Source organism: Pedobacter roseus, assembly GCF_014395225.1.
GTDB classification, from domain to species: domain Bacteria; phylum Bacteroidota; class Bacteroidia; order Sphingobacteriales; family Sphingobacteriaceae; genus Pedobacter; species Pedobacter roseus.
Genome location: NZ_CP060723.1, coordinates 3,982,166 through 4,005,745, shown reverse-complemented (window position 1 = coordinate 4,005,745; position 23,580 = coordinate 3,982,166). Strand labels below are relative to the sequence as shown.

The 23,580-nt window shown below is 37.9% G+C and carries 21 protein-coding genes; 10 read left to right on the top strand and 11 right to left on the bottom strand.

What is annotated here, in order from left to right; genetic code table 11:
* Window positions 1-28 precede the first annotated feature (28 nt).
* The 4 genes from bcp to H9L23_RS16360 all read right to left on the bottom strand — a co-directional run bounded on the left by bcp (window position 29) and on the right by H9L23_RS16360 (window position 3,627).
* Window positions 29-493 carry a thioredoxin-dependent thiol peroxidase gene (bcp, locus tag H9L23_RS16375; protein ID WP_187591409.1) on the bottom strand — a complete coding sequence of 155 codons (465 nt, stop codon included), beginning with the start codon at window positions 491-493 and terminating at the stop codon, window positions 29-31.
* Window positions 494-672: 179 nt separating this feature from the next.
* On the bottom strand, window positions 673-2,406 hold the full coding sequence (locus H9L23_RS16370; protein WP_187591408.1) for a M23 family metallopeptidase: 1,734 nt from the start codon (window positions 2,404-2,406) through the stop codon (window positions 673-675).
* 3 nt (window positions 2,407-2,409) lie between these two features.
* Window positions 2,410-3,021 (bottom strand): fumarylacetoacetate hydrolase family protein, encoded by a 612-nt coding sequence (locus tag H9L23_RS16365; RefSeq protein WP_187591407.1) that lies wholly within the window; start codon window positions 3,019-3,021, stop codon window positions 2,410-2,412.
* Window positions 3,022-3,096: 75 nt separating this feature from the next.
* Window positions 3,097-3,627: a T9SS type A sorting domain-containing protein gene (locus H9L23_RS16360; protein WP_246474717.1), complete on the bottom strand. Its 531-nt coding sequence runs from the start codon at window positions 3,625-3,627 to the stop codon at window positions 3,097-3,099.
* Between the two features lie 180 nt (window positions 3,628-3,807).
* On the opposite strand from H9L23_RS16360, the gene H9L23_RS16355 reads away from it, so the two are divergent.
* A complete protein-coding gene (locus tag H9L23_RS16355; protein ID WP_187591406.1) occupies window positions 3,808-5,811 on the top strand; it encodes a KUP/HAK/KT family potassium transporter in 2,004 nt (667 codons plus the stop codon).
* Between the two features lie 194 nt (window positions 5,812-6,005).
* Here the strand turns inward: H9L23_RS16355 and H9L23_RS16350 are convergent, their stop codons facing one another.
* From H9L23_RS16350 to H9L23_RS16340, 3 genes are read right to left on the bottom strand one after another with little or no spacing between them, the layout of a single operon-like run.
* A complete protein-coding gene (locus H9L23_RS16350; protein ID WP_187591405.1) occupies window positions 6,006-6,572 on the bottom strand; it encodes a transposase in 567 nt (188 codons plus the stop codon).
* A 19-nt stretch (window positions 6,573-6,591) separates the two neighbouring features.
* Window positions 6,592-7,143, bottom strand: coding sequence for a hypothetical protein (locus tag H9L23_RS16345; RefSeq protein WP_187591404.1), 552 nt, complete (start codon window positions 7,141-7,143; stop codon window positions 6,592-6,594).
* A gap of 15 nt (window positions 7,144-7,158) precedes the next feature.
* A complete protein-coding gene (locus H9L23_RS16340) occupies window positions 7,159-9,108 on the bottom strand; it encodes an amino acid permease (RefSeq protein WP_187591403.1) in 1,950 nt (649 codons plus the stop codon).
* A 288-nt stretch (window positions 9,109-9,396) separates the two neighbouring features.
* Here H9L23_RS16340 and H9L23_RS16335 point away from each other — a divergent pair, with 288 nt between their 5' ends.
* Window positions 9,397-10,614, top strand: coding sequence for an MFS transporter (locus tag H9L23_RS16335; protein WP_187595507.1), 1,218 nt, complete (start codon window positions 9,397-9,399; stop codon window positions 10,612-10,614).
* A gap of 2 nt (window positions 10,615-10,616) precedes the next feature.
* On the opposite strand, the gene H9L23_RS16330 is transcribed toward H9L23_RS16335, so the two are convergent.
* From H9L23_RS16330 to yihA, 4 genes are all read right to left on the bottom strand, one after another.
* Window positions 10,617-13,040, bottom strand: a complete 2,424-nt coding sequence (locus tag H9L23_RS16330) for a TonB-dependent receptor domain-containing protein (RefSeq protein ID WP_187591402.1) — start codon at window positions 13,038-13,040, stop codon at window positions 10,617-10,619.
* A 616-nt stretch (window positions 13,041-13,656) separates the two neighbouring features.
* Window positions 13,657-15,360, bottom strand: a complete 1,704-nt coding sequence (locus H9L23_RS16325; protein ID WP_187591401.1) for a M3 family oligoendopeptidase — start codon at window positions 15,358-15,360, stop codon at window positions 13,657-13,659.
* A gap of 84 nt (window positions 15,361-15,444) precedes the next feature.
* On the bottom strand, window positions 15,445-16,302 hold the full coding sequence (locus H9L23_RS16320; protein WP_025145692.1) for a UbiA-like polyprenyltransferase: 858 nt from the start codon (window positions 16,300-16,302) through the stop codon (window positions 15,445-15,447).
* A gap of 209 nt (window positions 16,303-16,511) precedes the next feature.
* Window positions 16,512-17,135 carry a ribosome biogenesis GTP-binding protein YihA/YsxC gene (gene yihA, locus H9L23_RS16315; RefSeq protein ID WP_025145691.1) on the bottom strand — a complete coding sequence of 208 codons (624 nt, stop codon included), beginning with the start codon at window positions 17,133-17,135 and terminating at the stop codon, window positions 16,512-16,514.
* A 154-nt stretch (window positions 17,136-17,289) separates the two neighbouring features.
* Between yihA and ubiE the strand changes: the two genes are divergently transcribed.
* The 8 genes from ubiE (at window position 17,290) to porG (ending at window position 23,565) form a co-directional block, all read left to right on the top strand.
* Window positions 17,290-18,021 carry a bifunctional demethylmenaquinone methyltransferase/2-methoxy-6-polyprenyl-1,4-benzoquinol methylase UbiE gene (gene ubiE, locus H9L23_RS16310; RefSeq protein ID WP_187591400.1) on the top strand — a complete coding sequence of 244 codons (732 nt, stop codon included), beginning with the start codon at window positions 17,290-17,292 and terminating at the stop codon, window positions 18,019-18,021.
* Window positions 18,018-18,815: a type IX secretion/gliding motility protein PorT/SprT gene (porT, locus tag H9L23_RS16305; RefSeq protein WP_187591399.1), complete on the top strand. Its 798-nt coding sequence runs from the start codon at window positions 18,018-18,020 to the stop codon at window positions 18,813-18,815. Before ubiE ends, porT begins: the two co-directional genes overlap by 4 nt.
* A 90-nt stretch (window positions 18,816-18,905) precedes the next feature.
* Window positions 18,906-19,664: an SDR family NAD(P)-dependent oxidoreductase gene (locus H9L23_RS16300; protein ID WP_187591398.1), complete on the top strand. Its 759-nt coding sequence runs from the start codon at window positions 18,906-18,908 to the stop codon at window positions 19,662-19,664.
* A gap of 138 nt (window positions 19,665-19,802) precedes the next feature.
* Window positions 19,803-20,249, top strand: a complete 447-nt coding sequence (locus tag H9L23_RS16295; protein ID WP_187591397.1) for a GatB/YqeY domain-containing protein — start codon at window positions 19,803-19,805, stop codon at window positions 20,247-20,249.
* Between the two features lie 183 nt (window positions 20,250-20,432).
* Window positions 20,433-21,197: an alpha/beta fold hydrolase gene (locus H9L23_RS16290; protein ID WP_187591396.1), complete on the top strand. Its 765-nt coding sequence runs from the start codon at window positions 20,433-20,435 to the stop codon at window positions 21,195-21,197.
* The gene (locus H9L23_RS16285; protein ID WP_187591395.1) at window positions 21,197-21,859 is read left to right on the top strand and encodes a CBS domain-containing protein; all 663 of its coding nucleotides are present in this window, start codon (window positions 21,197-21,199) and stop codon (window positions 21,857-21,859) included. Before H9L23_RS16290 ends, H9L23_RS16285 begins: the two co-directional genes overlap by 1 nt.
* A 9-nt stretch (window positions 21,860-21,868) precedes the next feature.
* Window positions 21,869-22,750 (top strand): NAD kinase, encoded by an 882-nt coding sequence (locus H9L23_RS16280; RefSeq protein ID WP_187591394.1) that lies wholly within the window; start codon window positions 21,869-21,871, stop codon window positions 22,748-22,750.
* A 2-nt stretch (window positions 22,751-22,752) separates the two neighbouring features.
* Window positions 22,753-23,565: a type IX secretion system protein PorG gene (porG, locus tag H9L23_RS16275; RefSeq protein ID WP_187591393.1), complete on the top strand. Its 813-nt coding sequence runs from the start codon at window positions 22,753-22,755 to the stop codon at window positions 23,563-23,565.
* Window positions 23,566-23,580 lie beyond the last annotated feature (15 nt).

The window sequence follows — 23,580 nt, the reverse complement described above, 5'->3', positions numbered from 1 at the left end:
AGGTAATATTTTACCCGCTATATCATAATTAGTTATTGATTAAATCGAGTACTTGTTGTGTTGAGTTTTTGGTATCAACTTTTTTGATGATATGCGAAATTTTTCCATCACCATCTATAATAAATGTAGTGCGTACAGTACCCATATATTTTTTGCCATACATGTTTTTTTCTGCCCAAACGCCGTAATCATTTACAATTTTCTGATCAGTATCTGCCAGCAGGGTAAATGGGAGGTTATGTTTAGTTACAAATTTCTGGTGCGATTTTTCATCGTCAACACTCACACCTAACACTACGATGCCTTTAGCCTGTAAACCCTGGTAATTATCTCTGAAATCGCAGGCCTCAGCGGTGCAGCCCGGGGTATCGTCCTTTGGATAAAAGTAAAGAACAACGGTTTTGCCTTTGTAATCGCTTAAAGAAACTTCGCTGCCATTTTGGTCTTTCGATGTGATCGCTGGTGCCTGATCACCTTCTTTTAACTCTGCCATATATTATAATGATTGAATTTTAAATGTTTTAATGATAGAATTTTTAATCATGTGCAATTTAAACAGTTTAACTTATTATACTGTTCGATATATGTTAAAAGATGACATTTTTTAGTTTAAACCATACGTTTTAACTACGCCCTGATCATCAAAACCCTTGAATCCTAAAAATCCAGTGCCTATTTAATGAAGGTTACTGAATACTTTCTCGTATTTTCTTTCATATCCGTTACCACCAGTTCAAGGTTATGCTTGCCAGAGGCTGTTCTCTCATCAAAGCTGTGCCAAAGTGTTGCCGTTTTGGTGTCAAATTCCATTAAAGCCCATTTGCCATCAATGTAACCATTAAAGCTTTTTATACCCGATAAATTATCACTGATCTTAAAAAAGATTTTAGATAAACCAGCCATATTTTTTCCTTCTGAGATATTGACCGGAAAAATCCTTGGTGCAATGGTATCAGTAGCAATATAAAAGCTGCCAAAATTTTTAGGGGTAGCTTTTATAAAGCCATTATCAAAGCTTCCGCCCTGCGATGAACCGTTTGAATTTACGATCAGTGCTTTGCTTCTCAGGTTTTCTGGCAAATTATCAGCCTTAATCCAAAGATCAAAACCAATGTGCAATGGGGTATACCTATTATGGATCTGGTGCACTGCCGACCAGGCATTGCCAGCTGGCCTTGGTAATTTTTTATAGGTGAAATTTAAATCGCTATACAAGGTGCCCATTGGGAAAACCACTTTTACATCTTCAGCATTAAATTCGTTTACCTTATTATACGGATAAATGATTCCGGCAGGCACAACCGGAGTTGAGATAGGTGCCGAACCTGCATTCACGGTAAAAGGCAGGATTGATGAATTTCCTTTCGAATCGGTAATGATGTAGCGGAGCTGATGTGAGGCGCCATCATTAAAGTTAATTCGGCCATTATTAACCAAACTACTATAAATTTTTAATGGATTGCCCGGATCTACAAAACTTTTCTGGATACTCCTTTTGGTGTTTAAATAGGTAGGATAATCGATGTGTGAGTTGATGGCCTTGCTATCTTCAAAAGCAAAACGTTCCAATGCAGAAGTGTATACCATTTTACCATCAACTTCCAATTGAATGGAATATACGCCATTTGTACCCGATAAACCATTGTGCCTATCGGTTACTACAATGCCAAAGCCCACTTCGCCAGTTAAACTAATTGGAGCGATAGTTTTATAACTCCCGTTTGCGCCGGTAATGGCAATGGCCTGTTTTGGAGTAGATTCGTTAAAAGTTTTGCCATTTAAACGGTAGGCATATAAACCGTGGATTACCGGAGGAATATTATCCGGAATAACAATCCCAAAAAACTGTGGATTGATAGTTTCTTCCGTTTTAGTATCCCTGATTTCGAAATGTAAATGCGGACCTCCTGAGATGCCGCGGTTACCAGACCAGGCAATAATTTCACCTTTGTGTACTGGTATTAAAGTAGCATCTGGAAATTCATCAATCTCGAAAGATTTCTTTTCATATTCCAGGTTTTTAACAATGGTTGCAATTTTTGGTGCGAAACGTTGTAAATGACCATATACTGTGGTAAAGCCGTTTGGATGATTAATGTACAATGCTTGTCCAAAACCACTGTTCTGTACCCTTAACCGCGAAATATAGCCGTCAGCAACTGCATATACCGGATAACCTTCGCGCTGATTGGTTCTGAAATCGATCCCAGAGTGAAAATGATTGCCGCGGATTTCGCCAAAAGAACCTGCAAGGGCAGGAGGGGTGATATCTAAAGGCTGTCTGAAATCGGTAATCGGGTATTTATTCGTACTGAAAATCTGTTGTGCCTGAACAAAAGTTGAAGCGATTAAAAGGCAAATCGAAATGGAAAATTTTAACTTGTACTGGATCGGGTTTTTAATCATTCGTTACTTTACATCAAAATTTAAAAGTTGCTTTCCTTCCAGCCAGGCTTCTAATTTGTCGCCTTTGTTTGTTTTGCCAACACCCTGTGGTGTTCCGGTGAAGATTAAATCTCCTTTTTTTAAGGTGATATACTGAGAAACAAAGCTGATTATCTTCTCGAACGAGAATAATAAATCTTTAGTATGACCAACCTGACGGCTTTCTCCATTTACTTTTAATTCGAAATTTAAGTTATAAAGATCTTCGAAATCGCTTTTTGGAAGAAAAATACTGATGGGTGCCGAGTTATCAAAAGCTTTGGCCAGCTCCCAGGGCAATCCTTTTTCTTTATGTTTCGCCTGAATATCGCGGGCGGTAAAATCGATACCCAAACCCACTTCATCATAATAATTGGCCGCAAACTTTTCGGCAATGTGTTTTCCTTCCTTACAAATTTTTAAAACGACCTCAAGTTCGTAATGCACATCATCAGAAAAATCGGGCAGGTAAAATGGTTTATTGTCTTTTAAAACTGCGGTATCAGGTTTCAGGAAAATTACCGGGGTAGTTGGAACCGGATTGTTGAGTTCTTTTGCGTGTTCGGCATAGTTTCTGCCAATGGCGATGATCTTCATTCTTAAAAATATAATATATGAGAAATAGACGGAGGATTAACCCCGCATCAATCAAAAATAGAAAAGAAAATGGTGTTATAAAACTGAGATGCGTTTTACCTGACTTTCTGACCCTGCAATTACCCTTAAAAAGTAGATGCCTGGGTTTATTCTGTTCGGAATATTAAAGGTTTTGGTCTGTTCGCCGGCATTTAAGCGTTCGTTGGCAAGCGTTGCCACCTCATTGCCTAATAAATCGATGATCTTAATAGTAGTCTGAGTGCCATCTTTTCCAATAGAAAGTATAATATTAAGCTGCTCTTCTACCGGATTTGGATATATTTTTACAATCGTCAACAATTTATCCTTGGCTACAACCGTTGCATTTTTTGGGGTTGTTGAATAAGTATTGAACATTCCTGAACCTCCAATAGACATGTAAAGCGGTTTATAAGGGGTGATATTTGCTTTAATTTCAGGAATTCTGCCTACTTTTTTGGTTCTGTTTTTTAAGCTAATGTGGATACTATCAGCCTGTTGCGCCGAAGAATTTACGCTGCACAGCAATGCGATGCACAATGTGCATGCTATTTTTGTGAGTAACGTTATCTTAGCGTAGAGTTTCATCAAATTGGTATAGCAAATGTATTAATTTAAAACAAAGAAATTAAACATTTTGTTTAAAAGCCATAATTTAACACAATTTAACAATAAAAATTTATTTTCATAGTGTTAAAAATACACAATAATTTGGTTGTTAAATTGTTATAGTTAGTTTACTTTTGCCGCACTAAAAATATCAACGAAGTGTCAAATCATAAAAATGTCAACGCGTTAACTGCCGGCGGTGTTCTAATTAGTTTAGGAATTGTGTTCGGTGACATTGGTACATCACCTTTATACACACTCAACGCAATTTTTACCAGCATTTTGGGGTTAAAGAAAGAGATGATCCATGGTGTAGAAAAAATAACCATGTCAGCTCCAAATGGGATTACTACTGAGGTTGTTCTTGGAGTTCTTTCCTGCATCATCTGGACATTAACCTTACAAACTACCATTAAATACGTTATTATAACGCTAAGGGCCGATAACAAGGGAGAGGGTGGAATTTTTTCATTATTCTCTTTAGTAAGGAAAAAGGCAAAATGGTTGATTATACCTGCTGTGGTTGGGGGCTGTGCGCTACTGGCCGATGGGGTAATTACTCCGAGTATAACCGTAACATCAGCCATTGAAGGCTTAACCAGTAAATTCGATGTGCCCGTAGTTCCGGTAGTAATTGCCATTTTAACCGTGCTTTTTATTATCCAGCAATTTGGAACCAATCTGGTTGGGAAGCTTTTCGGACCGGTAATGTTTGTCTGGTTTACCGTTCTGGGCATCGCAGGACTTTTATTTATTGTTAAAGACCTTAGCATATTAAAGGCGCTTAATCCATATTATGCCATACACTTATTGGCTACCAACAGCAAGGCTTTTATTATTTTGGGTGGTGTTTTTCTTTGTACCACCGGGGCAGAGGCCTTATATTCTGATTTAGGTCACTGCGGAAGGAATAATATTCGAATTAGCTGGATTTTTGTGAAAATAACCTTGATTTTGAATTACTTAGGTCAGGGTGTTTGGATTTTACAGAACGAAGGTACTTTTATTCCGAGTTCTAAAATGAATCCCTTCTTTCAGATTATTTCGAGCCATTTCCAGGTGCCGATGGTAATTTTAGCCACCATGGCTGCGGTTATTGCCAGTCAGGCCTTAATTAGTGGTTCATTTACTTTGATATCAGAGGCAGTACGTTTAAACCTTTGGCCAAAAATCAAAATTGTTTATCCATCTGTTCAAAAGGGACAGCTTTATGTGCCTTCTATCAACTGGATGCTTTGGCTGGGCTGTTGTAGTATTGTATTCTTTTGGAAAGAATCTTCTAAAATGGATGCGGCCTATGGTCTTTCTATTACCATCGCGATGTTGATGACCACCATTTTGGTGAGCGTTTATTTGAGGAGCAAACGTTTCCCAAAATACCTGATTGCCATTTTTATTTCGGTATATGTAATTATAGAAGGCACTTTCCTTTTCAGTAACCTGCACAAGTTTTCGGATGGTGGTTGGTTAACTGTGTTGATTGGTTCGGCATTATTTACAGTAATGTGGAGCTGGTTTATTGCCCGTAAGATTAAAAACAGGTTCGTAAAATATGTAGAAATTGAAGATTACTATGAGATTTTAAGCGAATTGAGTAATGATGAATCGGTTCCAAAATATTCTTCACAGTTAGTTTACTTAACAAGTGCGAACTTTAAAACTGAAATAGAATCGAAAATTATTTATTCCATAATCCAAAAAGAACCAAAGCGGGCTGATGTGTACTGGTTGGTGCACGTTGATGTGATGGACGAGCCTTATACTTTAGATTACAAGGTAGAATTCTTGATTCCAGGAAAATTGATCAGGATTGATTTTAGGTTAGGTTTCAGGGTTGAGCAGCGTGTTAACCTCCTTTATCGTAAAGTGGTTGAAGAGTTGGTTAAAAACGGCGAAATCGATATTACCAGTCAATATACTTCGTTAAACAAGCATAAAATTGCGGGCGATTTCAGGTTCGTGCTTTTAGAGAAACACTTATCTAAGTTTACCAAACTGAGCTTCTATGAACGTACCATTATGGATTATTACTTTATCCTTAAAAAGTTAAGTTTATCAGAAGAACGCAGTTTTGGATTGGACAGCAGTTATGTGGATGTAGAAAAAGTGCCGTTGATTTTCGTAACTCCAGATGACATTGAATTGCATAGATTACCAGTTTAAGCAATGAGAACTGCGCTTTTGATTTTGGGTATTGTGCTATTTATAGCAGGGCCCACAGCTAAGATATACCATCTTGATCATGCGAATAATTACATGATCGCATCTGGCTTGGGGCTCGTGATGATTACTGCCTTAGCCTTTATCAAGAAGAAATAAATAAGATCCTCTTTCTGTTTAAGAAAGGGGATTTTTTGTTACAGATGAAATTTATCTTCGTCCCATTTGCTGGGATTATTGATGATATAATTCGAGATGTTCTGGTATGCTCTTTCATCACGGATGATGTGCTCATAGTAGTTCCGTTGCCAGAGCTTTCCCATTGTTTTATTGTGTGATTTGAACAGTTGCAGGCAGCGATTTGAAACGATTGATTTGTATGCGCCGACTATGTCTGCAATTGTCGGGGCGACCCTTGCGGTCGCCCTGTTTAAATTATCTTCTTCTTGTGCGACCGCAAGGGTCGCCCCGACAGCTTCAGCAGAAGAAGAAATATCTGATAAAACAATGATGCCGTGAATATGATTCGGCATGATCTGAAAAACATCCAGTTCAAAATTTGGAAATCTGTCAGCTAAATTAATCCATTCATTGTAAGCAATAGTTCCGGATTTATTTAGGATCATTTCATTGCCTGAAACTTTTCCAAATCTATGGATTCTATCTTCACAGCAGATTGTGATGAAATAGGCTCCTGCTTTTGAATAGTCGTAACCCTTTAACCTGATCGATCTTCGATGGTGTATTAAAGGATTATATTTCATGATATTTAGGATTGTTAAACTACTCCTTCGCCCTTAAGTATTTACTCATTGTATTTGTGTAATTATCATTAAAGCCTATAGCAGAAATTTCTTTATACTTTATCTTAGTTGGTTGATCATCTATATAACCTGCAGGATCGAAGTTTAGGATTTTAAAACTTCTTTTTTTTACATTTACAATCTCTCCGATACTAAAGAAGAAGTTATCATCGTTTTCATTTTCTACGGTGCAGCTTATATCGATCTCTTTTAAAGAGTTAAAGATAGTTTCCCACGTTTCCAAGTTAATCTGGAAAGGAATTTTGACTAGCTCTTTCTGTCCTTCGCGCTCCATTATGAAATCGAAAAACTGATCATAGTTATTATGTCTTATCTTGACAATAGAAGATATTGGAAAAATGGCAAATCCATTAAATAGAAAGTCATCATTCATTTTAAGGAAAACAAAATTAAACGAATAATCTACGATATAACCATGAGAAAGTATATACGATTTATTGCCAACGTCTCTTTTTATTTTGACATAGTTTTTTTCCGTACAATGTCTCTCTATTTTTTCGAAAATAGTCATATCGTCTTTACTATTTTAAACCTCCGGATGTGCCAGTTTACTATGCCTGTACCCATAAGCAAAATAAACTACAAGCCCAACTACCAGCCATATACCGAAGCCGATCCAGTTGGAGATACCGAGTTCGCACATCATATATAAGCAGCTGATCAATCCTAAAACAGGGATTAATGATAAGTTTTTAGTGATACAATAATAAGTAATTACCACACAGATGATCAGGAAAATCCACATCGGAATTTTATGTTTAAACAAGCTCCAGCCACTTTCGTATTTCTTTTCTACCGGTACTTTTGAAGCAGAGATGAACTGTTCGTAACGATCGGCAGGTAAAGCACTCAGATAAGATTCAGCATCAACTTTTTCCGTTAATATAATTTGTGGAGCTGCATTTTTAACAATTTCTTCTTTCACGATTTTTAGTTCCTCACCACTCAAAGAAGTAACAAAAGTTACGGTTTGAATGGTTTTAGGCGAATTGAAAAAGAATGCTTTTGTTTCTTTTCCATATTTTGTAAATGCAAAAGCTATCGTTGCGATAAAAACAACGGGGATAATAAATTTACTGTTTAGATAAGGAATTTTAAACTTTCCACGCTGTACATCAGGCCTGTTCTGCAATACCAAAACACCAGCGCAAACCAGTACAAAAGCAAATAATGTTCCGATAGAACACAGATCGGTTACGATGGTAAGGTTCATGAAAAGTGATGGAACAGCTACTACAAAACCAACTACGATAGTAGCAAAAGAAGGCGTTTTATATTTCGGGTGGATTTTCGAAAAGGATTTCGGTAATAACCCGTCTCTACTCATACTCATCCAGATACGTGGCTGGCCCATTTGGAAAACCAATAATACGCTGGCCATGGCAAATACCGCGCTCACCGCAATAATACCACTCATTAATTTTAAATTAATCTGGTCAAAAACAAATGCTAAAGGATCGCCAACAGCTAAAGTGTCAGATTTAACAATACCTGTTAAAACCAGTGCAATAGCAACATACAGAATAGTACAGATGATAATTGCCCACATCATACCACGCGGCAGATCACGCTGAGGATTTTTACATTCTTCTGCCGTGGTAGAAATAGCATCGAAACCGATGTAAGCAAAAAATACCGCAGATACTCCTTTTAACACACCAGCAACGCCATTCGGCGCAAATGGATCCCAGTTTTTAGTATCAACATAAAATATACCCACAGCTAATACCAAAAGAATTACAGCTAATTTAACTACAACCATGGCATTGCTTGCATTGCGGCTTTCTTTCATACCTCGGTAAATTAACCAGGTAATTAAAATGATAATGCCTAAAGCCGGAATGTCTGCCACAAGGTGAAAATCGCCTATTTTTGGCGCAGTGAGCCATGCATTATTGGCCAGTGCAGTAGCGGGATCTAAAGCTGCTAAGTTTTTACCTGCAGCCAAAAGTGCTTCAGCGTGTTTATGTCCGTTATAAGCGCTCAGGTAATCCATTGTCATCCAGTCGGGTACATGGATGCCATCTATGCCGAGGAAAGGTATTTTTATGGTGGAGAGTAGTCCCGTAAAGTAATCAGACCAGGATATGGCTACGGTGATGTTTCCAATGGAATATTCCATAATGAGCGACCAACCAATAATCCAGGCAACCAGTTCGCCGAAAGCAACATAAGAATAAGTATATGCACTGCCTGAAACGGGAACCATTGAGGCAAATTCTGCATAAGCAAAGGCCGCAAAACTACAGGCAACGGCGGTAAAAATAAACAAAAAGATTACTGCCGGACCGCCATCGGCACTTGCTTTACCTATCGTACTAAAAATACCAGCACCAATAATTGCTGCAATCCCAAAAGCTGTTAAGTCGCGAACACCTAGTGTTTTATGTAACGTATTTTCATGGTCGCCATAGCCTTTTGCTGCATCTTGTAATATCTTGGAAATGGATTTCTTTCTGAATAGCTTTTCGAACATCTTTTGTTTGATTGTTTCTTCAAACTTATAAAAAGTTTGGCTAAAAACGTTTAAAGCCGCATATAATTTTCATTACAGATGATTTGAGGGGTAAAGGGTGTTTAAAAAATAGATAATTATTGATTTTAAGTCAAAATCTTCAATTATTTGGCTTGAATAAGCCTTTATTTGATTCGCATAATTTTAGGCTTTTTAAAAGTTATATTTTTGCCGCTGTTTGATCAATAAAGGGAATGCAATGGTATTTAATCTTATTTGATTAGAATATAATGTAATAAGAGTATCATGATGAATGCAAATACGGCCCCAATAAAATATATTAAAGCACATAATCAGGGCATTGCTACTTTACTGGCTTTTGCTTTACTTCCCATTTCAGGTTTTGCCACTGATATTTATATTCCTTCTTTACCCGATATGGCAGGTGCAATACAGGTAAGCAATGTTAAGGTTCAACTTACGTTAAGTATTTTTTTGATCAGTTATGGAGTTTCGCAGCTTTTTATTGGCAGTGTGCTCGATAGTTTTGGCAGGTATAAAATTTCCCTCTATGCATTATTGATTTTTGCTGTAGCCAGTATTGTTATTGCCACAACCCATAATATTTACCTTATTTATTTCATGCGTGTTATCCATGGGGTAACAGTAGGGGCAATTGTAGTAGCAAAAAGGGCATACTTTGTTGATCTTTTTGAAGGTGATCAGTTAAAGCATTACCTGAGTTTGTTTTCCATCATCTGGAGTACGGGACCAATTGTTGCACCATTTATAGGCGGTTATCTTCAAACTGCTTTTGGTTGGGAATCTAACTTTTATTTTTTGGCCGGATTTGCGCTTGTCTTTGCAGTATTGGAGATGATATTCAGTGGAGAAACCTTAAGGACTTTTACCGATTTCCAATTGAAAAAAATTACCGGCATTTATGCCGAAATGATCAAGACTACCAGTTTTACCTTAGGTATTGTAATGTTGGGTTTGGCCTATTGTATGGTAATGGTTTACAACATGACAGGACCGTTTATCATTGAGCATCATTTAAATTTTTCTCCGGTTGTTGCTGGTTACAGCTCCCTGTTTTTAGGTTTCGCCTGGATGGTTGGTGGCTTTATTGGTAAGGCAACTATTAACAGGCCTTTCTTTAAAAGGTTAATGATCAATTCGTTATTACAGGTTGTTTTTGTAGTGTTAATGATCGTAAGTTTGAATTTCGTTTCTAACCTGTGGTCGTTAATTTTCTTTGCTTTTATTATCCATGTTGGTGCAGGCTATACCTTTAACAACTACTTTACTTTCTGTTTAAGTAAATTCCCTAAAAATGCAGGGATTGCAGGCGGCTTAACTGGCGGTTTTACTTATGTAATTGTTTCTTTTTTAAGCTATTGTGTTGTAAACCTGATTCCCGCAAAAGACGAACGTAACCTGAGCTATAGTTATTTGGTTATGATCCTTTTATCGGTTTTAGTGATGTTTGTCATTTCAAGAATCAGGCAAAAAAACGAAGCATAATACTATTTAATCCGGCCTTCTTCATCAGTTACACTGGTTTTGCGCTCGCGTGTACCCTTAACGCTGCTACTGCCAAAAATGTAATTTAAACTAAGGCGGTAAACCCTTGTTTCCTGTTTTTGGGTGAGGTTATAATCTAAGCCGGAAAGTGCACTGCTGATCCTTGCCTTTCTGGAATTAAGTACATCATTGACGGCAAGTTTAACATTGAGCTTTTTATTAAAGAATGATTTTTTAAGTCCGAAGTCAATACCATAATATGGTTTAATGGCATAAGTGCCATAAATCTGCGATGATGCATACTCGCCCGAAAGTTCTGCCGCAGTTGTTGGACTAAGGGTAAAAGTATGATTGCTGCTAATCATGAAATTCACTTTCTTTCTGTCGTAGCCACCATTTTCTAAGTTTGATGTTTTGATCTGATTGTAGGTACTGGTAAGCGTATTGTCCATGCTCCAGAATTTTGTAATCGTAGTAGGGTAGCCGATCGTTAAATCATAAGCATATTGTTTATCCAGGTTCTGGACGGTCTGGTAAAGTGTTTTCTTCTCGTTTTCGGGTAATAACACATCGATAATAAGGTTATTGGTAATGCTGTAACCCAGCGAAATATTCAATGTCTTTTTATAATTATAAGAAAGCTGAAAAGCATTGGTGTACTGTGGATTAAGAAAAGGGTTGCCCTGGCTAAAAGTATAGAGATCAACAAAATATACAAATGGATTAAGCGATTTATAATCGGGGCGATCAATTCTTCTGCTATAAGAAAAACCGATTTCATGATTCGGATTTAAGGTTTGATTGACGCTAAAACTTGGGAAAAAATCAAAATAACTGCGTTTCACAATCTTATTATCATTAATAGAATTGCCTTTTGAGTTGGTCTGCTCCATTCTTAAACCGATTTCAATACTGGTTGATTTAAATTCGTGTTTTAATGTGGTATATGCTGAGTTGATATTTTCGTCGTAAATAAAATGGTTACTGCTGTTTACGTCGTTCTTCCAATCTGTTCCAATAAGGTTTTCGAATTGAAAATCGTTATCTGTACTTACCCAGCTGCTTTTTAACCCTAAATCTAATTTTGTGGTAGCGTTTAAAGGCAATGTATAATCAATTTTTGCAGCCTTAATTTTGATAAATGAAGGTGTGGCATTCCTGAAAATGGCGGGCGATTTATAGTTTGAACCGGTTTGATCAAAAAAGAAGTTTTGGTAAAGGGTATTTTCTTCACTGTGGTATTTTGCATAATCTAAATCGATAGAAAATTCCTGGCCGAGCGTATCCAAAACACTTTTATAATTGAGATTATAGGCCTGGTTGCGGTATTTGTTTTTTGCAGGATTATCGGCAATGATCGAAGAATCGACTTTCGTGAAATTTTGCCCGATAGCCGTACCTCCGTTTGATAAGTCGTGGCCATTATTAAAATAACCTGTAGTTAAGAAACCCAAAGTATTTTTCTCATTAATGAAATAATCGATGCCCGCTTTGTAATTGTTGTTGTGTGTAGATCTGATTTGTGTGTTATATTGATGGAAATAAGTATCCTGATCAGCGCCTTTTGCTATCCTTAAAATATCGAGGTCTTCGTTTGCTTTATTGTTATTATTTGCAAAACTGCCAAAAATATTGACATTTTTATCCCGGTGGTTGATGGAGATCCCGGCATCGCTTTTCGCGTTTTTTCCGTATCCAAAGCCCAGATCTATACTTCCATTTGTGCCGTAACTGGTATTCTTTTTTAACTTGATATTGAGTATCCCTGCATTCCCTTCGGCATCATATCTGGAAGATGGGTTGGTCATCAGTTCAATCGTTTTAATTTCATTACTGTTTAACGATCGCAGCCTTGTAGCCAGTTGTTCTGCTGATAAATATGTCGATTTTCCATCAATCAGCACATTTACGCCTGATTTTCCTTTTATACTAATGATCCCATCCTGATTAACGGTTACGCCTGGCATTTTAGCAAGGATTTCGAGCGCTGTATTGCCGGTTGCAACAATGCTGTTTTCTACATTCATTACCGTTTTATCGTTATGCCTTTCAATTAATGCTATACGACCAGCAACCACAACGCTTTCGAGTTCTTTTACCTCAGCTTCGAGGTTAAAACTTAAATCCATATTGGTTTTGCCTGCAAATGACTGAAAAGTTTCTTCAACCATTTTATAACCCACTGCATTAACCACGACTTTGAACTTACCTTGCGGAAATCCTTCCAATACATAATTGCCTTCTTTATCGGTGCTAACTATTTTAACAAACGAGGTATCTTTCAGGCTGGTGAATTTAAGGTTAGCTAAAACCTTAATTCCGTTTTTGGTAACCACCATACCTGTAATGCGGATTTTTGTATGCTGTGCAGAAACGGTATTCCAAAATAATAGAGAGAGCGTAAAATATGGAGCGAATATTTTCATTGTTAATTAGGGATCTGATGATTAGTTTTCCTTTTATCTGATTAGGAATTGAAACGAAACTAAATCATTAGGTGCATTAAACAGTGGTTTTTAACAATGTTTAACCCAATTAACATTTTTTTACAGTTGGTTCAATGGTTCATTGGCCATTTGTTCATTGGTCTTTTCCAAAGTTCAGGGTTTAGTACAATAGCGATCGCTTTAGTTGAATCCCACTCAATTGGTCGCGCTGAGCGGAGTCGAAGCGTATTTAAAGTTTCTGTGTTCTCTGTATTTCCGTGGCAGAAAAATCAATGGTTCATTGGCCATTTGTTCATTGGTCTTTTCTAAAGTTCAGGGTTTAGTACAATAGCGATCGCTTTAGTTGAATCCCACTCGATTGGTTACGCTGAGCGGAGTCGAAGCGTAAAGGTTTCCGTATTCTCTGTGTTTCAGTGGCAAAAAAAGTACAGGGTCTTAGCGGGACGCTAAAACCAGAACTAGTATTAATCTGTGTTCATCCTTTTTATCTGTGGTTCATAAAAACAAAAAAGTCGTGGCGAAACGCCACGACCCGTATGATGTAAAACGAGGTGAAAACCTTCCAGCCCTCCACCTTCAAACCTTCTACCTTTCCTTAACCCAATTTCTCCAATTCCGATTTCACAAAACCTGCCAGTTCTTTTACATATTCAGCACTGAAATCAAATTTGATCCCCGCGGTTTCATATATTTCGTTCATTGGTTTAGTGTAGCCTAAAGAAAGTGCTGCGAGATATTGTTCCAGCGCTTTTTCTGGGTTTTCTTTATAGTTTTTCCAAACGGCAATGGCACCTAATTGCGCAATTGCATACTCGACATAGTAAAATGGAACTTCGAATAAATGAAGTTGTTTCTGCCATCCGTTGCCAAATTGCTGTTCTAAATCTGTCCAATCGGCAAAACCAGCTCCAAAACGGTTATAAATCTGCTTAAAAGTTTCTTCGCGGTCGGCAGCGGTGTGGTTAGGGTTGGTGTAAATCCAGTGCTGAAACTGATCAATTACGGCAACCCAGGGCAATGTTTTTAACACATCTGCCAATTGTTCTTTTTTGGCGCGATTTAAATCTTCTTCATTGTCGAAATAAACATCCCAGTTATCCATAGAGATTAACTCCATGCTCATTGAAGCAAGCTCAGCTACTTCAGATGGGCAATGTTTAAAATCGTTCAGCTCTAAATTAGCCGTTAAAAAAGTGTGTATAGCATGACCACCTTCATGAACCATTGTGGTTAAATCGCGGAGCGAGTTTGCCGAGTTCATAAATATAAATGGTGCTCCGGTTTCGGCCAAGGGATAATTGTAACCACCTGGTGCCTTTCCTTTTCTGCTTTCTACATCAAATAGGTTGTTAGCTTTCATGGTAGCCAGTTTTGCCCCTAATTTTTCATCAATGGCATTAAAACAGGCAATACTTTTATCAATCAGTTCTTCGCCATTGTTAAACGGTTTTAAAGCTGGCTTACCACTTACGCTTACTTCTAAATCCCAAGGTTTTAACACTTCTAAACCTAAAGATTCGCGGCGTTTTTCGGCCTGTTCTTTTAATATCGGAACAATTTCTTTTTCAATTGCATTGGCAAAATCATAACAATCCTGAGGCGTATAATCGAAACGGCCCAAAGCCTGAAACATATAATCGCGGTAGTTTTCGAAACCTGCATTTAATGCAACCTGGTTACGTAGTTTAATCAGTTCATCAAAAAGGATGTTCAAGTCATCTTTGTCAATTAAACGACGTTGCTGGATGGTTTTCCAGGCATTTTCGCGTACCTCGCGATTTAAATCTTTAATAAAGATAGATGCCTGCTCCAAAGTATATTCCTGTCCGTTAATCTGCACACTCATTGCTCCGGTAGTACCTTGATATTTCTGTTGTTTTACCTGCAACTCGGTGAATAGTTCAATGTTTTCATCGCGGTAAAGCTCAAGGGCTTTTTTTATTGCACGACTGTAAACGAAATATTTCTCTTTGTCAAGATCTTCCATAAACGGACTTTCCACAAACTTTTTATTCAGTTCGTTGCCAAGTGGAGAAATTTTCGGTTCTATTTCTGTAGCAAAATATTGAAAGTTCTTAACCAGTTCTTCATTAGCCGTATCGCAGCTCATTTTAATGTATCTCCAGGCAAAATCTTCTTCCAGAGCAGCCTCCAGCTCGGAACGGTCTTTTAACCATTGCTCCAGTTCAGCAGCATTGTTTATTTCGCGGTGCTGTAATTCAGTAAAAAGGGGTTCTAAATTTTCCCAGGTAATGGTTAATTCCTGTGGGATATATGTTCTGGGTTTCTTTGTTATCATTTTTGTAATTATTGAATTTGAGAATGAATGATTGAGTGAATGTTTGCCATTCTCTCATTCAAAACTCACTCATTCTCTCATTTATTATTTATGTCTCAAATACGCATCAATTAAAAAGCATACAGCAAATACCACCGATGCATAACCGTTTAAGGTTTGAAAGGCCCTGTTTACTTTGCTGATATCGTTTGGTTTAACCAGTAAGTGCTGATAAATCAACATCGAACAGAAAAACACAATACCTACGTAATAAACCCAGCTGAAAGATGTGAAAAACACTGGTAAAATTACACAGGTGGCAGATAATACATGTAGCAGCACCGAAACATTTAAAGCATTTTTAATGCCAAGTGCAGATGGAATGGAGTGTAAATTCTCTTCGCGGTCAAATTCTTCATCCTGTAAAGCATAAATAATGTCAAATCCACTTACCCAGAAAAGTACAGTTAATGAATATAGTACAGGAACCAAGGCAAAATGTCCGGTTACAGCAATATAGGCACCAATTGGAGCTAAGGCAAGTCCTAAGCCTAATACCAAATGGCATAGTGCTGTAAAACGTTTAGTGTAGCTGTAAAATAAAACTACAAACAACGCAACCGGTGATAAATAGAAGCAAAGCGGATTAATAAAATAAGTGGTAATGGCGAAAAACACACAGTTGGCAATGACGAAAATCAGGGCTTCATTAGCCGAAACTTTACCAGCAGGAATGTCACGCATCTTAGTGCGCGGATTTTTAGCATCGATATTCCGATCCAGATAACGGTTAAAAGCCATAGCAGAGTTACGGGCAAAAACCATACATAGCAAAACCAAAATCAGTTTATACCATGAAAATGGATTTTCGGTAGTCGTTACACCTAAAAAGAAGCCAATCATGGCAAATGGAAGCGCAAAAACAGAGTGAGCGAATAATACGAGTGAAAAGTATTTTTTCATTTATTAGAAAGGTTAACTGTACAAATCGGTTAACTGGTTAATTGTGTTAGTTGGGTCAATGGTTTGATCGTTCATAGTTTAATAGTTCAAAGAAAAATCAGTCTTAAAATTAATTTATGTATCAACAACTAAACCATGAACTATCAACTTTAAGCAATCGCTTGTGGGCCATGGACTATGAACTATTGACTAATGAACTAATAAACCACCTAAAACTTTTTATAATCTGTCGGCACTACGAAATCTTTATTCACTTCATAGATGAAATTTAAAACCTCGTCTTTTCCGTTGCCCTTTTCGGCAGAAGTAATAAAGGTAGCCGGGATCTCTTCAAAAAACTCCCCTAATTTTTTCTTAAAGGCCGCAACATTTTTCTGGGTGGTGGTCATCCCTTGTTTATCGGCTTTGGTAAAAATTAATGAAAAAGGAATCTGTTTTTCGCCTAACCAGTAGCAAAATTCAATGTCTATTCCCTGTGGCTCTAAACGGCTATCAATTAAAACGAAAACGCACTGTAAGCTTTCTCTTTTGGTAATGTAAGCGCGGATAAATTTTTCCCATTTTTCTCTGCTTGTTTTCGAAACCTTGGCATAACCATAACCGGGTAAATCGACAATGTACCATTTCTCATTAATCAGAAAGTGATTAATTAACTGGGTTTTTCCTGGTCGCTGAGAAGTTTTAGCCAATCCATGCTGATTAACCAACATATTGATCAGTGAAGATTTACCCACGTTAGAGCGGCCAATAAATGCATATTCGGGCATTAATGGCGCCGGCAGGGCCGAGATTTGGGTGTTGCTGCAAACAAATGTTGCCGTTTTGATAATCATAGCGCAAAGGTAAGAATTAGTTTTGAGTTGAGAGTTGGGCGTTTGGAGTTGAAAACCTACCGTCGTCAGCGATTCGTAAAGTTTAAGACGATCGCTAAACTGCAAACTCAAAACTCCCAACTGCAAACTCTTTTATCTATCTTTGCCTCATATCATGAATCAGAATATCACTCCATACCAAGTAGAAGATGCAACTAAAAAAGAGCAGGTTGCAACCATGTTTAATAACATTTCGGGCACCTACGATTTTTTAAATCATTTCCTTTCTTTAGGCATCGATGTATTGTGGCGTAAGAAAGCGATTAAAGAACTGGTTTCCATCCAACCCCGGATTATGCTTGATGTAGCTACAGGAACAGGCGATTTTGCTTTTGAAGCCATAAAAAAACTTCATCCAGAAAAGGTAATCGGTGTAGATATTTCTGAGGGCATGCTTGATGTAGCCAAAAAGAAGATCAATGAGCGTAACTTAAACGAAACTTTTACCGTTCAGGTGGGCGATTCGGAAGGTTTGCATTTCGAGGATGATACTTTTGATGCCATTACCTGTGCTTATGGTGTTCGTAATTTCGAAAACCTCGAAAAAGGTTTAACCGATATGTACCGCGTGCTAAAACCAAATGGTAAAATGGTAATATTAGAGTTTTCTAAACCAAAGGTATTTCCGGTAAAACAACTATATAGCTTCTATTTTAAACAGGTAACACCTTTCTTTGGGAAACTGTTTTCTAAAGACCATAGGGCTTATACCTATCTGCCAGAATCGGTTGCGGCTTTCCCTGATGGAGAAGATTTTACTGGCCTGATGGAAAAAATAGGTTTCAAAAGTACCAAACAAAGAATTTTAACGTTTGGAATAAGTTCGATATACGTAGGGACCAAATGATCAAAAAATTAAGCCTCATTCTTTCACTCTTCGCTGCATCTACAACTGCTTTTGCCCAAAACTGGGGCGGTGGCATAGATGATGAAGACTGGAGTTTTGGTTTTAATTTTCAATATATCTCTGCTGAATATAAAATCCTTAAAAAACAGAATTGGCGTGAACCTTTTTACGAGGTGCCAAATTCGTTAGGTGTATCTTACGATCCCAACTCGGGCATTCCCGTAACTTCAAGGTTAAATGCAATTTACAGTACGCCGTCGCAGGGTTTCGGACTGGGCTTTGTAATGAACAGGATGATATCAGATAACTTTGATATCCGTGCAACTCCTTCACTTATATTTAGTGATAGGGTAGTCAGTTACGAATATGAGCCAATGGCGTCAATTGATCTGGGTAACGGGCAGACCAAAAATTTTCAATCGCTGGTTGAGCGGAAAGTGCAGGCTACCATGTTCGAATTTCCTTTAGGGATAAAGGTAAAATCTAACAGGTTGAACAATTTCAGGGCTTATTGGCTTGGTGGTGCAAAATACTCTATTGATATTGCCTCAAAGAAGAAAACCTTCGATGAAGGTGAAAGTCCGGTAAATAAATTTTTAAAAAATCAGCGTAATTACCTGTCTTACGAGACGGGCATCGGCTTTGATATTTATTTTGAATATTTTAAAATGTCTCCCGAAATTAAGCTGTCATATTCTAAAGGTGATCTGCTCCAGCATGACGATACCGTTTATGCTAATCCGATAGATAAGTTGAAATTACGTCAATTAACATTCAGTTTAATTTTTCAATAAGCTTACAATCCAAAAAAACTTACCTTTGTTGATGTAGGTACACTTTAAAAGGTGTTAGCTTTGGTTTACCACGACTTAAAATTCATAAACATGTCTAAAATCGCATTAATTACAGGTGCAACTTCTGGTATTGGCGAAGCCTGTGCACATACATTTGCCCAACAAGGTTATAATTTAGTGTTATTGGCCCGTAGGGAAGACCGTTTGGCTAAAATTGCCCACCACCTCGCAGATAAATATGCCATCACCATAAAACAGGTTATTGCCGATGTACGTGATAAAGATAACCTTACTTCCGCTTTAGCAATTTTGCCTGACGAATGGAAAAAGGTAGATGTGTTAATCAACAACGCTGGTTTAAGCCAGGGTTTGGATCCAATTGATAAAGGAGATACAAACGATTGGGATACCATGATCGATACCAATGTAAAAGGTTTGCTTTACGTAACCAAAATTGTTTCCAACTGGATGATCCCAAACCAATCAGGTCATATCATCAACATCGGTTCTATTGCAGGTAAAGAAGTTTATCCAAACGGAAACGTATATTGTGCCAGTAAACATGCTGTTGATGCTTTAACAAAAGGCATGCGTATTGATTTGTTGTCACACGGAATAAAAGTTACCGCAATTAACCCGGGTATGGTAGAAACCGAATTTTCGGTGGTGCGTTTTAAAGGCGACGAAGAACGTGCAAAAAAGGTGTACGAAAATTTCGAACCTTTAATTGCTGATGATATCGCCGATGCCATCTGGTACGTAGTGAGCAGGCCAAAACATGTAAATATTAATGATATGCTGATTATGCCAACCGCACAGGCAACAGCTACTATAGTGAATAAAGGTTAATTGTTTAAATTGGATAAACTGGTTAACTGTTGATTACCTTATAATAATTAAACATTTTGGCCATCAACCATTTAACTATAAACCATCAATCAGTACAATTAACCGCTTTCAACGATTAACAAATTAACCAATAAAAAAATGATATCAGATACTATAAATCAGGAAATGAAAACAGCCATGTTGGCTAAAGACCAGGCAACATTAAGAGGTTTAAGGGCAATTAAAGCCGCTTTACTTTTGGCTAAAACAGAAAAAGGTTCAGCTGAAGAAATTACAGAAGAAACTGAAATCAAAATCCTTCAGAAACTGATTAAACAACGTCGCGAATCTGCTGATATTTACAAACAGCAAAACCGCGAAGATTTATACCAGGTTGAAGAAGAGGAGATCGCAGTCATTAGCAGATTCCTGCCTAAACAGTTGGATAGGGCAGAGGTTGCCGCAATTATCGAAACCGTAATCAAACAATCTGGCGCTACATCGGTTAAGGATATGGGGAAGGTTGTGGGCCTGGCAAATAAGGAACTGGCTGGTAAAGCCGATGGTAAATTAATTGCCGAGATTGTTAAAGAAAAACTGGCCTAAATAAGGTAAAAGGTAGGGAGGTATAGGGTTTAAGGCTAATTTATCGCCAACCGCTTAGCGCTATACGCATTACAAACAAAGTTTTTATACCGTTTTCGATTTTATTTCAGAAAAATGGCATAGAAATGCATAAATTTAATTTTACTCTACTAACTTAGTAGCACAATACCATCTAGAATATATATGACTTACCCGATAATAGAAGAAGACGGATTTAAATACATCGAAGCTGGAACAGGCGAGACACTGGTATTGCTGCATGGCCTTATGGGCGAACTAAGCAACTGGGAACTCGTTATCGAACACTTTAAAGATCGATATCGTGTAATTATCCCGATTTTACCCATTTACGATTTACCGATTTTAACCCTTGGTGTAAAGGCCCTGTCAAGGTACCTTCACCGTTTTTTAAAATATAAAAATTTAAACCAGGTGGTACTTGTAGGTAACTCGCTTGGCGGCCATGTAGGCCTGGTATTCACCGTTGCGCATCAGGAGTTTGTTAAAGCCCTGGTACTCACCGGAAGTTCGGGCTTATATGAAAATGCTTTTGGTGGTTCTTTTCCACGCAGGGAGAGTTACGATTATATTAAAGAAAAAGTTGAATTTACTTTTTACGATCCGGCAACGGCAACCAAAGAACTGGTTGACGACGTATTTAAAACGGTTAACGATAGGTCTAGGGTAATCAGGATTTTAACCATGGCTAAATCGGCAATCCGACACAACATGTCCAAAGAACTGTCGAAAATTACCATCCCGGTATCACTGATCTGGGGAAAGAACGATAAAGTTACCCCACCGGAAGTGGCAGAAGAATTTCACCAGTTGTTGCCAAATTCTGAATTGAATTGGGTAGATAAATGCGGGCACGCACCTATGATGGAACATCCCGAAGAATTTAATACCTTTTTAGATAAATTTTTAGATAGAATATTATTGAAATAATGTTTGCTGCAGAAATCATATCAGATGCAATTCCATCATTGAAAACCGCTGACACGGTGCAAAAAGCTTTAGATCGTATGAACGATTTTAAATTAAAGCATTTGCCTGTTGTTAACGAGGTTACTTTGTTGGGTTTAGTTGCGGAAGATGATTTATTGAACATTCCTGACCACGATACCCTTTTAAGCGATGCTGCCGTAAATACACTTAATGTTTTTGTGTTGAACAATGCACATACTTATGATGTAATCAGGTTATTGAGCCAGTTAAAACTTACTGCTGTTCCTGTGCTTGATCAACAGAAAAATTACTTAGGTTTAATTTCCATCAATAATATGGTTAATGCCGTAGCAGAACAATATGCCGTAAACGAACCCGGTGGAATTATTGTTCTGGAAATCAGCAACCGCGATAATTCACTTGCGCACATTGCCCAGATTGTTGAGGCCGATAATGCACAGGTTCTCTCTTCTTACGTCAATTCATTCGAAGATTCTACACGTTTAGAAGTAACGCTCAAAGTAAATAAGACAGAAATTACTTCATTGGTAGCTTCTTTCGAAAGGTATGATTACCTGGTAAAAGAAGTATACAATAACACACAGATTGATGATGGGTCGCAGGAGCGTTACGATTCTTTCATGAATTATTTAAATGTATAAACCTACTTTATGAGGATTGCAATTTACGGGAGAGATTTTAATGATACGGTTTTGCCCTATGTACAGGAGGTTTTTGATCATTTAGCAGAGCAAAGTATCCAGCCCGTTTTATACTCTAAATTTAAAACATCCCTTCACGGTAAAATAAAACTGCCTTCAAATACAATCATTTTTCATAACCATGCCGAACTTAAAGACCATGCTGATGTATTGTTGAGCCTGGGTGGTGATGGAACGTTACTGGATACATTATCATTGATCCGCAATTCGGGCATACCCGTAATCGGGATCAATTTCGGCCGTTTGGGCTTTCTTGCCAGTATCAATAAAAATGAAATCGGACAGGCATTAAAGGCTTTAAGCAATGGAGAATATACATTAGATTCCCGTTCGCTGTTAACCTTAGAATCGGATAATGGTTTGTTTGGCGAAGAAAACTTTGCCTTGAATGATATCACCATTCACCGTCGCGATAATTCGGCCATGATGATTATCCACGCCTCGATGAACGGCGAGTTTATCAACTCTTACTGGGCCGATGGATTAATTATTGCCACTCCAACAGGATCTACAGCTTATTCACTGAGCTGTGGCGGACCAATTATTTATCCTGACTCCAAAAACTTTGTAATTACGCCCATTGCACCACATAATTTAAATGTTAGGCCGGTAGTGGTTCCTGACGGCAATACACTCTCTTTTGAGGTAGAAGCCAGGGAATCGAAATTCCTCGTTTCCTGCGATAGCCGCACGGTAACCGTAGAGCGTTCGGTTAAAATCAGCATTAAAAAAGCCGATTTTTGCATAAATCTGATCCGACTTAACAATGAAACGTACTTAAACACGTTAAGGAATAAATTATTATGGGGCATTGATACCCGTAACTACTAAGTATGACGCCAGGCAAACAGCTATTAATTATCCTCTTTTTCATCTTTAGCGGGCAGCTTGTCCATGCACAGCGTGCACCTATAGGCGAACCCTCCTGGGAAGTTGGTATAATGGCTGGTGGGGCAGGTTATATTGGTGATCTCAATCAAAATAATCCTTTATATATCAGTGGTTTATCTGGCGGGGCTTATTTAAAGCGGAATTTTAACCAATACATTGGTGTTCGTTTAAACTATACCTATGGAGAGGTAAAAGCCGACGATTCCTATTCCAGCAATGAGCAGTTCCGCGAAAGAAACCTGCGTTTTAGAACTTCACTGAACGAATTTAGCGGACTGGTAGATTTTAATTTTTTTAATTTCAACCTTGGTGGCGGAACGCGTCAGTTTACACCATACCTCTTTACCGGGGTGGGTTTACTGGTATTTAAACCAACTGTAAAAGTAAATGGTGAGCGGTACCGGTTAGACCGCCTGGCCACCGAAGGACAGGAAAATGGATATAAAAATGCCGTTTTAACCATTCCTTATGGCCTGGGCTTAAGGTATAACTATAAAGATACCTGGAGCATTTTTACCGAACTGGGCTACAGAACACCTTCTACCGATTATATTGATGATGTGAGCGGCCGTTATCCGGTTAATCCCGTATTTGTTGGAAATGGCCAAAATCAGGTTAATTTATCCGATCCTTCACGCTATCAAATTGGACAGCCAGGGACACAAAGAGGCGATTTTCGAAAAAGGGACACTTATCTATTTGTTAGTGTTGGCATATCTTTTACCTTTGTATCCTCAAAATGCTATTCCTTTTAAGCTGATTTTGACATA

Excerpts from the sequence above, each read along its gene's own strand:
- bcp (WP_187591409.1), bottom strand. The coding sequence starts at position 493 with ATGGCAGAGTTAAAAGAAGGTGATCAGGCACCAGCGATCACATCGAAA.
- H9L23_RS16370 (WP_187591408.1), bottom strand. The coding sequence starts at position 2,406 with ATGATTAAAAACCCGATCCAGTACAAGTTAAAATTTTCCATTTCGATT.
- H9L23_RS16365 (WP_187591407.1), bottom strand. The coding sequence starts at position 3,021 with ATGAAGATCATCGCCATTGGCAGAAACTATGCCGAACACGCAAAAGAA.
- H9L23_RS16360 (WP_246474717.1), bottom strand. The coding sequence starts at position 3,627 with ATGAAACTCTACGCTAAGATAACGTTACTCACAAAAATAGCATGCACA.
- H9L23_RS16350 (WP_187591405.1), bottom strand. The coding sequence starts at position 6,572 with ATGAAATATAATCCTTTAATACACCATCGAAGATCGATCAGGTTAAAG.
- H9L23_RS16345 (WP_187591404.1), bottom strand. The coding sequence starts at position 7,143 with ATGACTATTTTCGAAAAAATAGAGAGACATTGTACGGAAAAAAACTAT.
- H9L23_RS16340 (WP_187591403.1), bottom strand. The coding sequence starts at position 9,108 with ATGTTCGAAAAGCTATTCAGAAAGAAATCCATTTCCAAGATATTACAA.
- H9L23_RS16335 (WP_187595507.1), top strand. The coding sequence starts at position 9,397 with ATGAATGCAAATACGGCCCCAATAAAATATATTAAAGCACATAATCAG.
- H9L23_RS16330 (WP_187591402.1), bottom strand. The coding sequence starts at position 13,040 with ATGAAAATATTCGCTCCATATTTTACGCTCTCTCTATTATTTTGGAAT.
- H9L23_RS16325 (WP_187591401.1), bottom strand. The coding sequence starts at position 15,360 with ATGATAACAAAGAAACCCAGAACATATATCCCACAGGAATTAACCATT.
- H9L23_RS16320 (WP_025145692.1), bottom strand. The coding sequence starts at position 16,302 with ATGAAAAAATACTTTTCACTCGTATTATTCGCTCACTCTGTTTTTGCG.
- yihA (WP_025145691.1), bottom strand. The coding sequence starts at position 17,135 with ATGATTATCAAAACGGCAACATTTGTTTGCAGCAACACCCAAATCTCG.
- ubiE (WP_187591400.1), top strand. The coding sequence starts at position 17,290 with ATGAATCAGAATATCACTCCATACCAAGTAGAAGATGCAACTAAAAAA.
- porT (WP_187591399.1), top strand. The coding sequence starts at position 18,018 with ATGATCAAAAAATTAAGCCTCATTCTTTCACTCTTCGCTGCATCTACA.
- H9L23_RS16300 (WP_187591398.1), top strand. The coding sequence starts at position 18,906 with ATGTCTAAAATCGCATTAATTACAGGTGCAACTTCTGGTATTGGCGAA.
- H9L23_RS16295 (WP_187591397.1), top strand. The coding sequence starts at position 19,803 with ATGATATCAGATACTATAAATCAGGAAATGAAAACAGCCATGTTGGCT.
- H9L23_RS16290 (WP_187591396.1), top strand. The coding sequence starts at position 20,433 with ATGACTTACCCGATAATAGAAGAAGACGGATTTAAATACATCGAAGCT.
- H9L23_RS16285 (WP_187591395.1), top strand. The coding sequence starts at position 21,197 with ATGTTTGCTGCAGAAATCATATCAGATGCAATTCCATCATTGAAAACC.
- H9L23_RS16280 (WP_187591394.1), top strand. The coding sequence starts at position 21,869 with ATGAGGATTGCAATTTACGGGAGAGATTTTAATGATACGGTTTTGCCC.
- porG (WP_187591393.1), top strand. The coding sequence starts at position 22,753 with ATGACGCCAGGCAAACAGCTATTAATTATCCTCTTTTTCATCTTTAGC.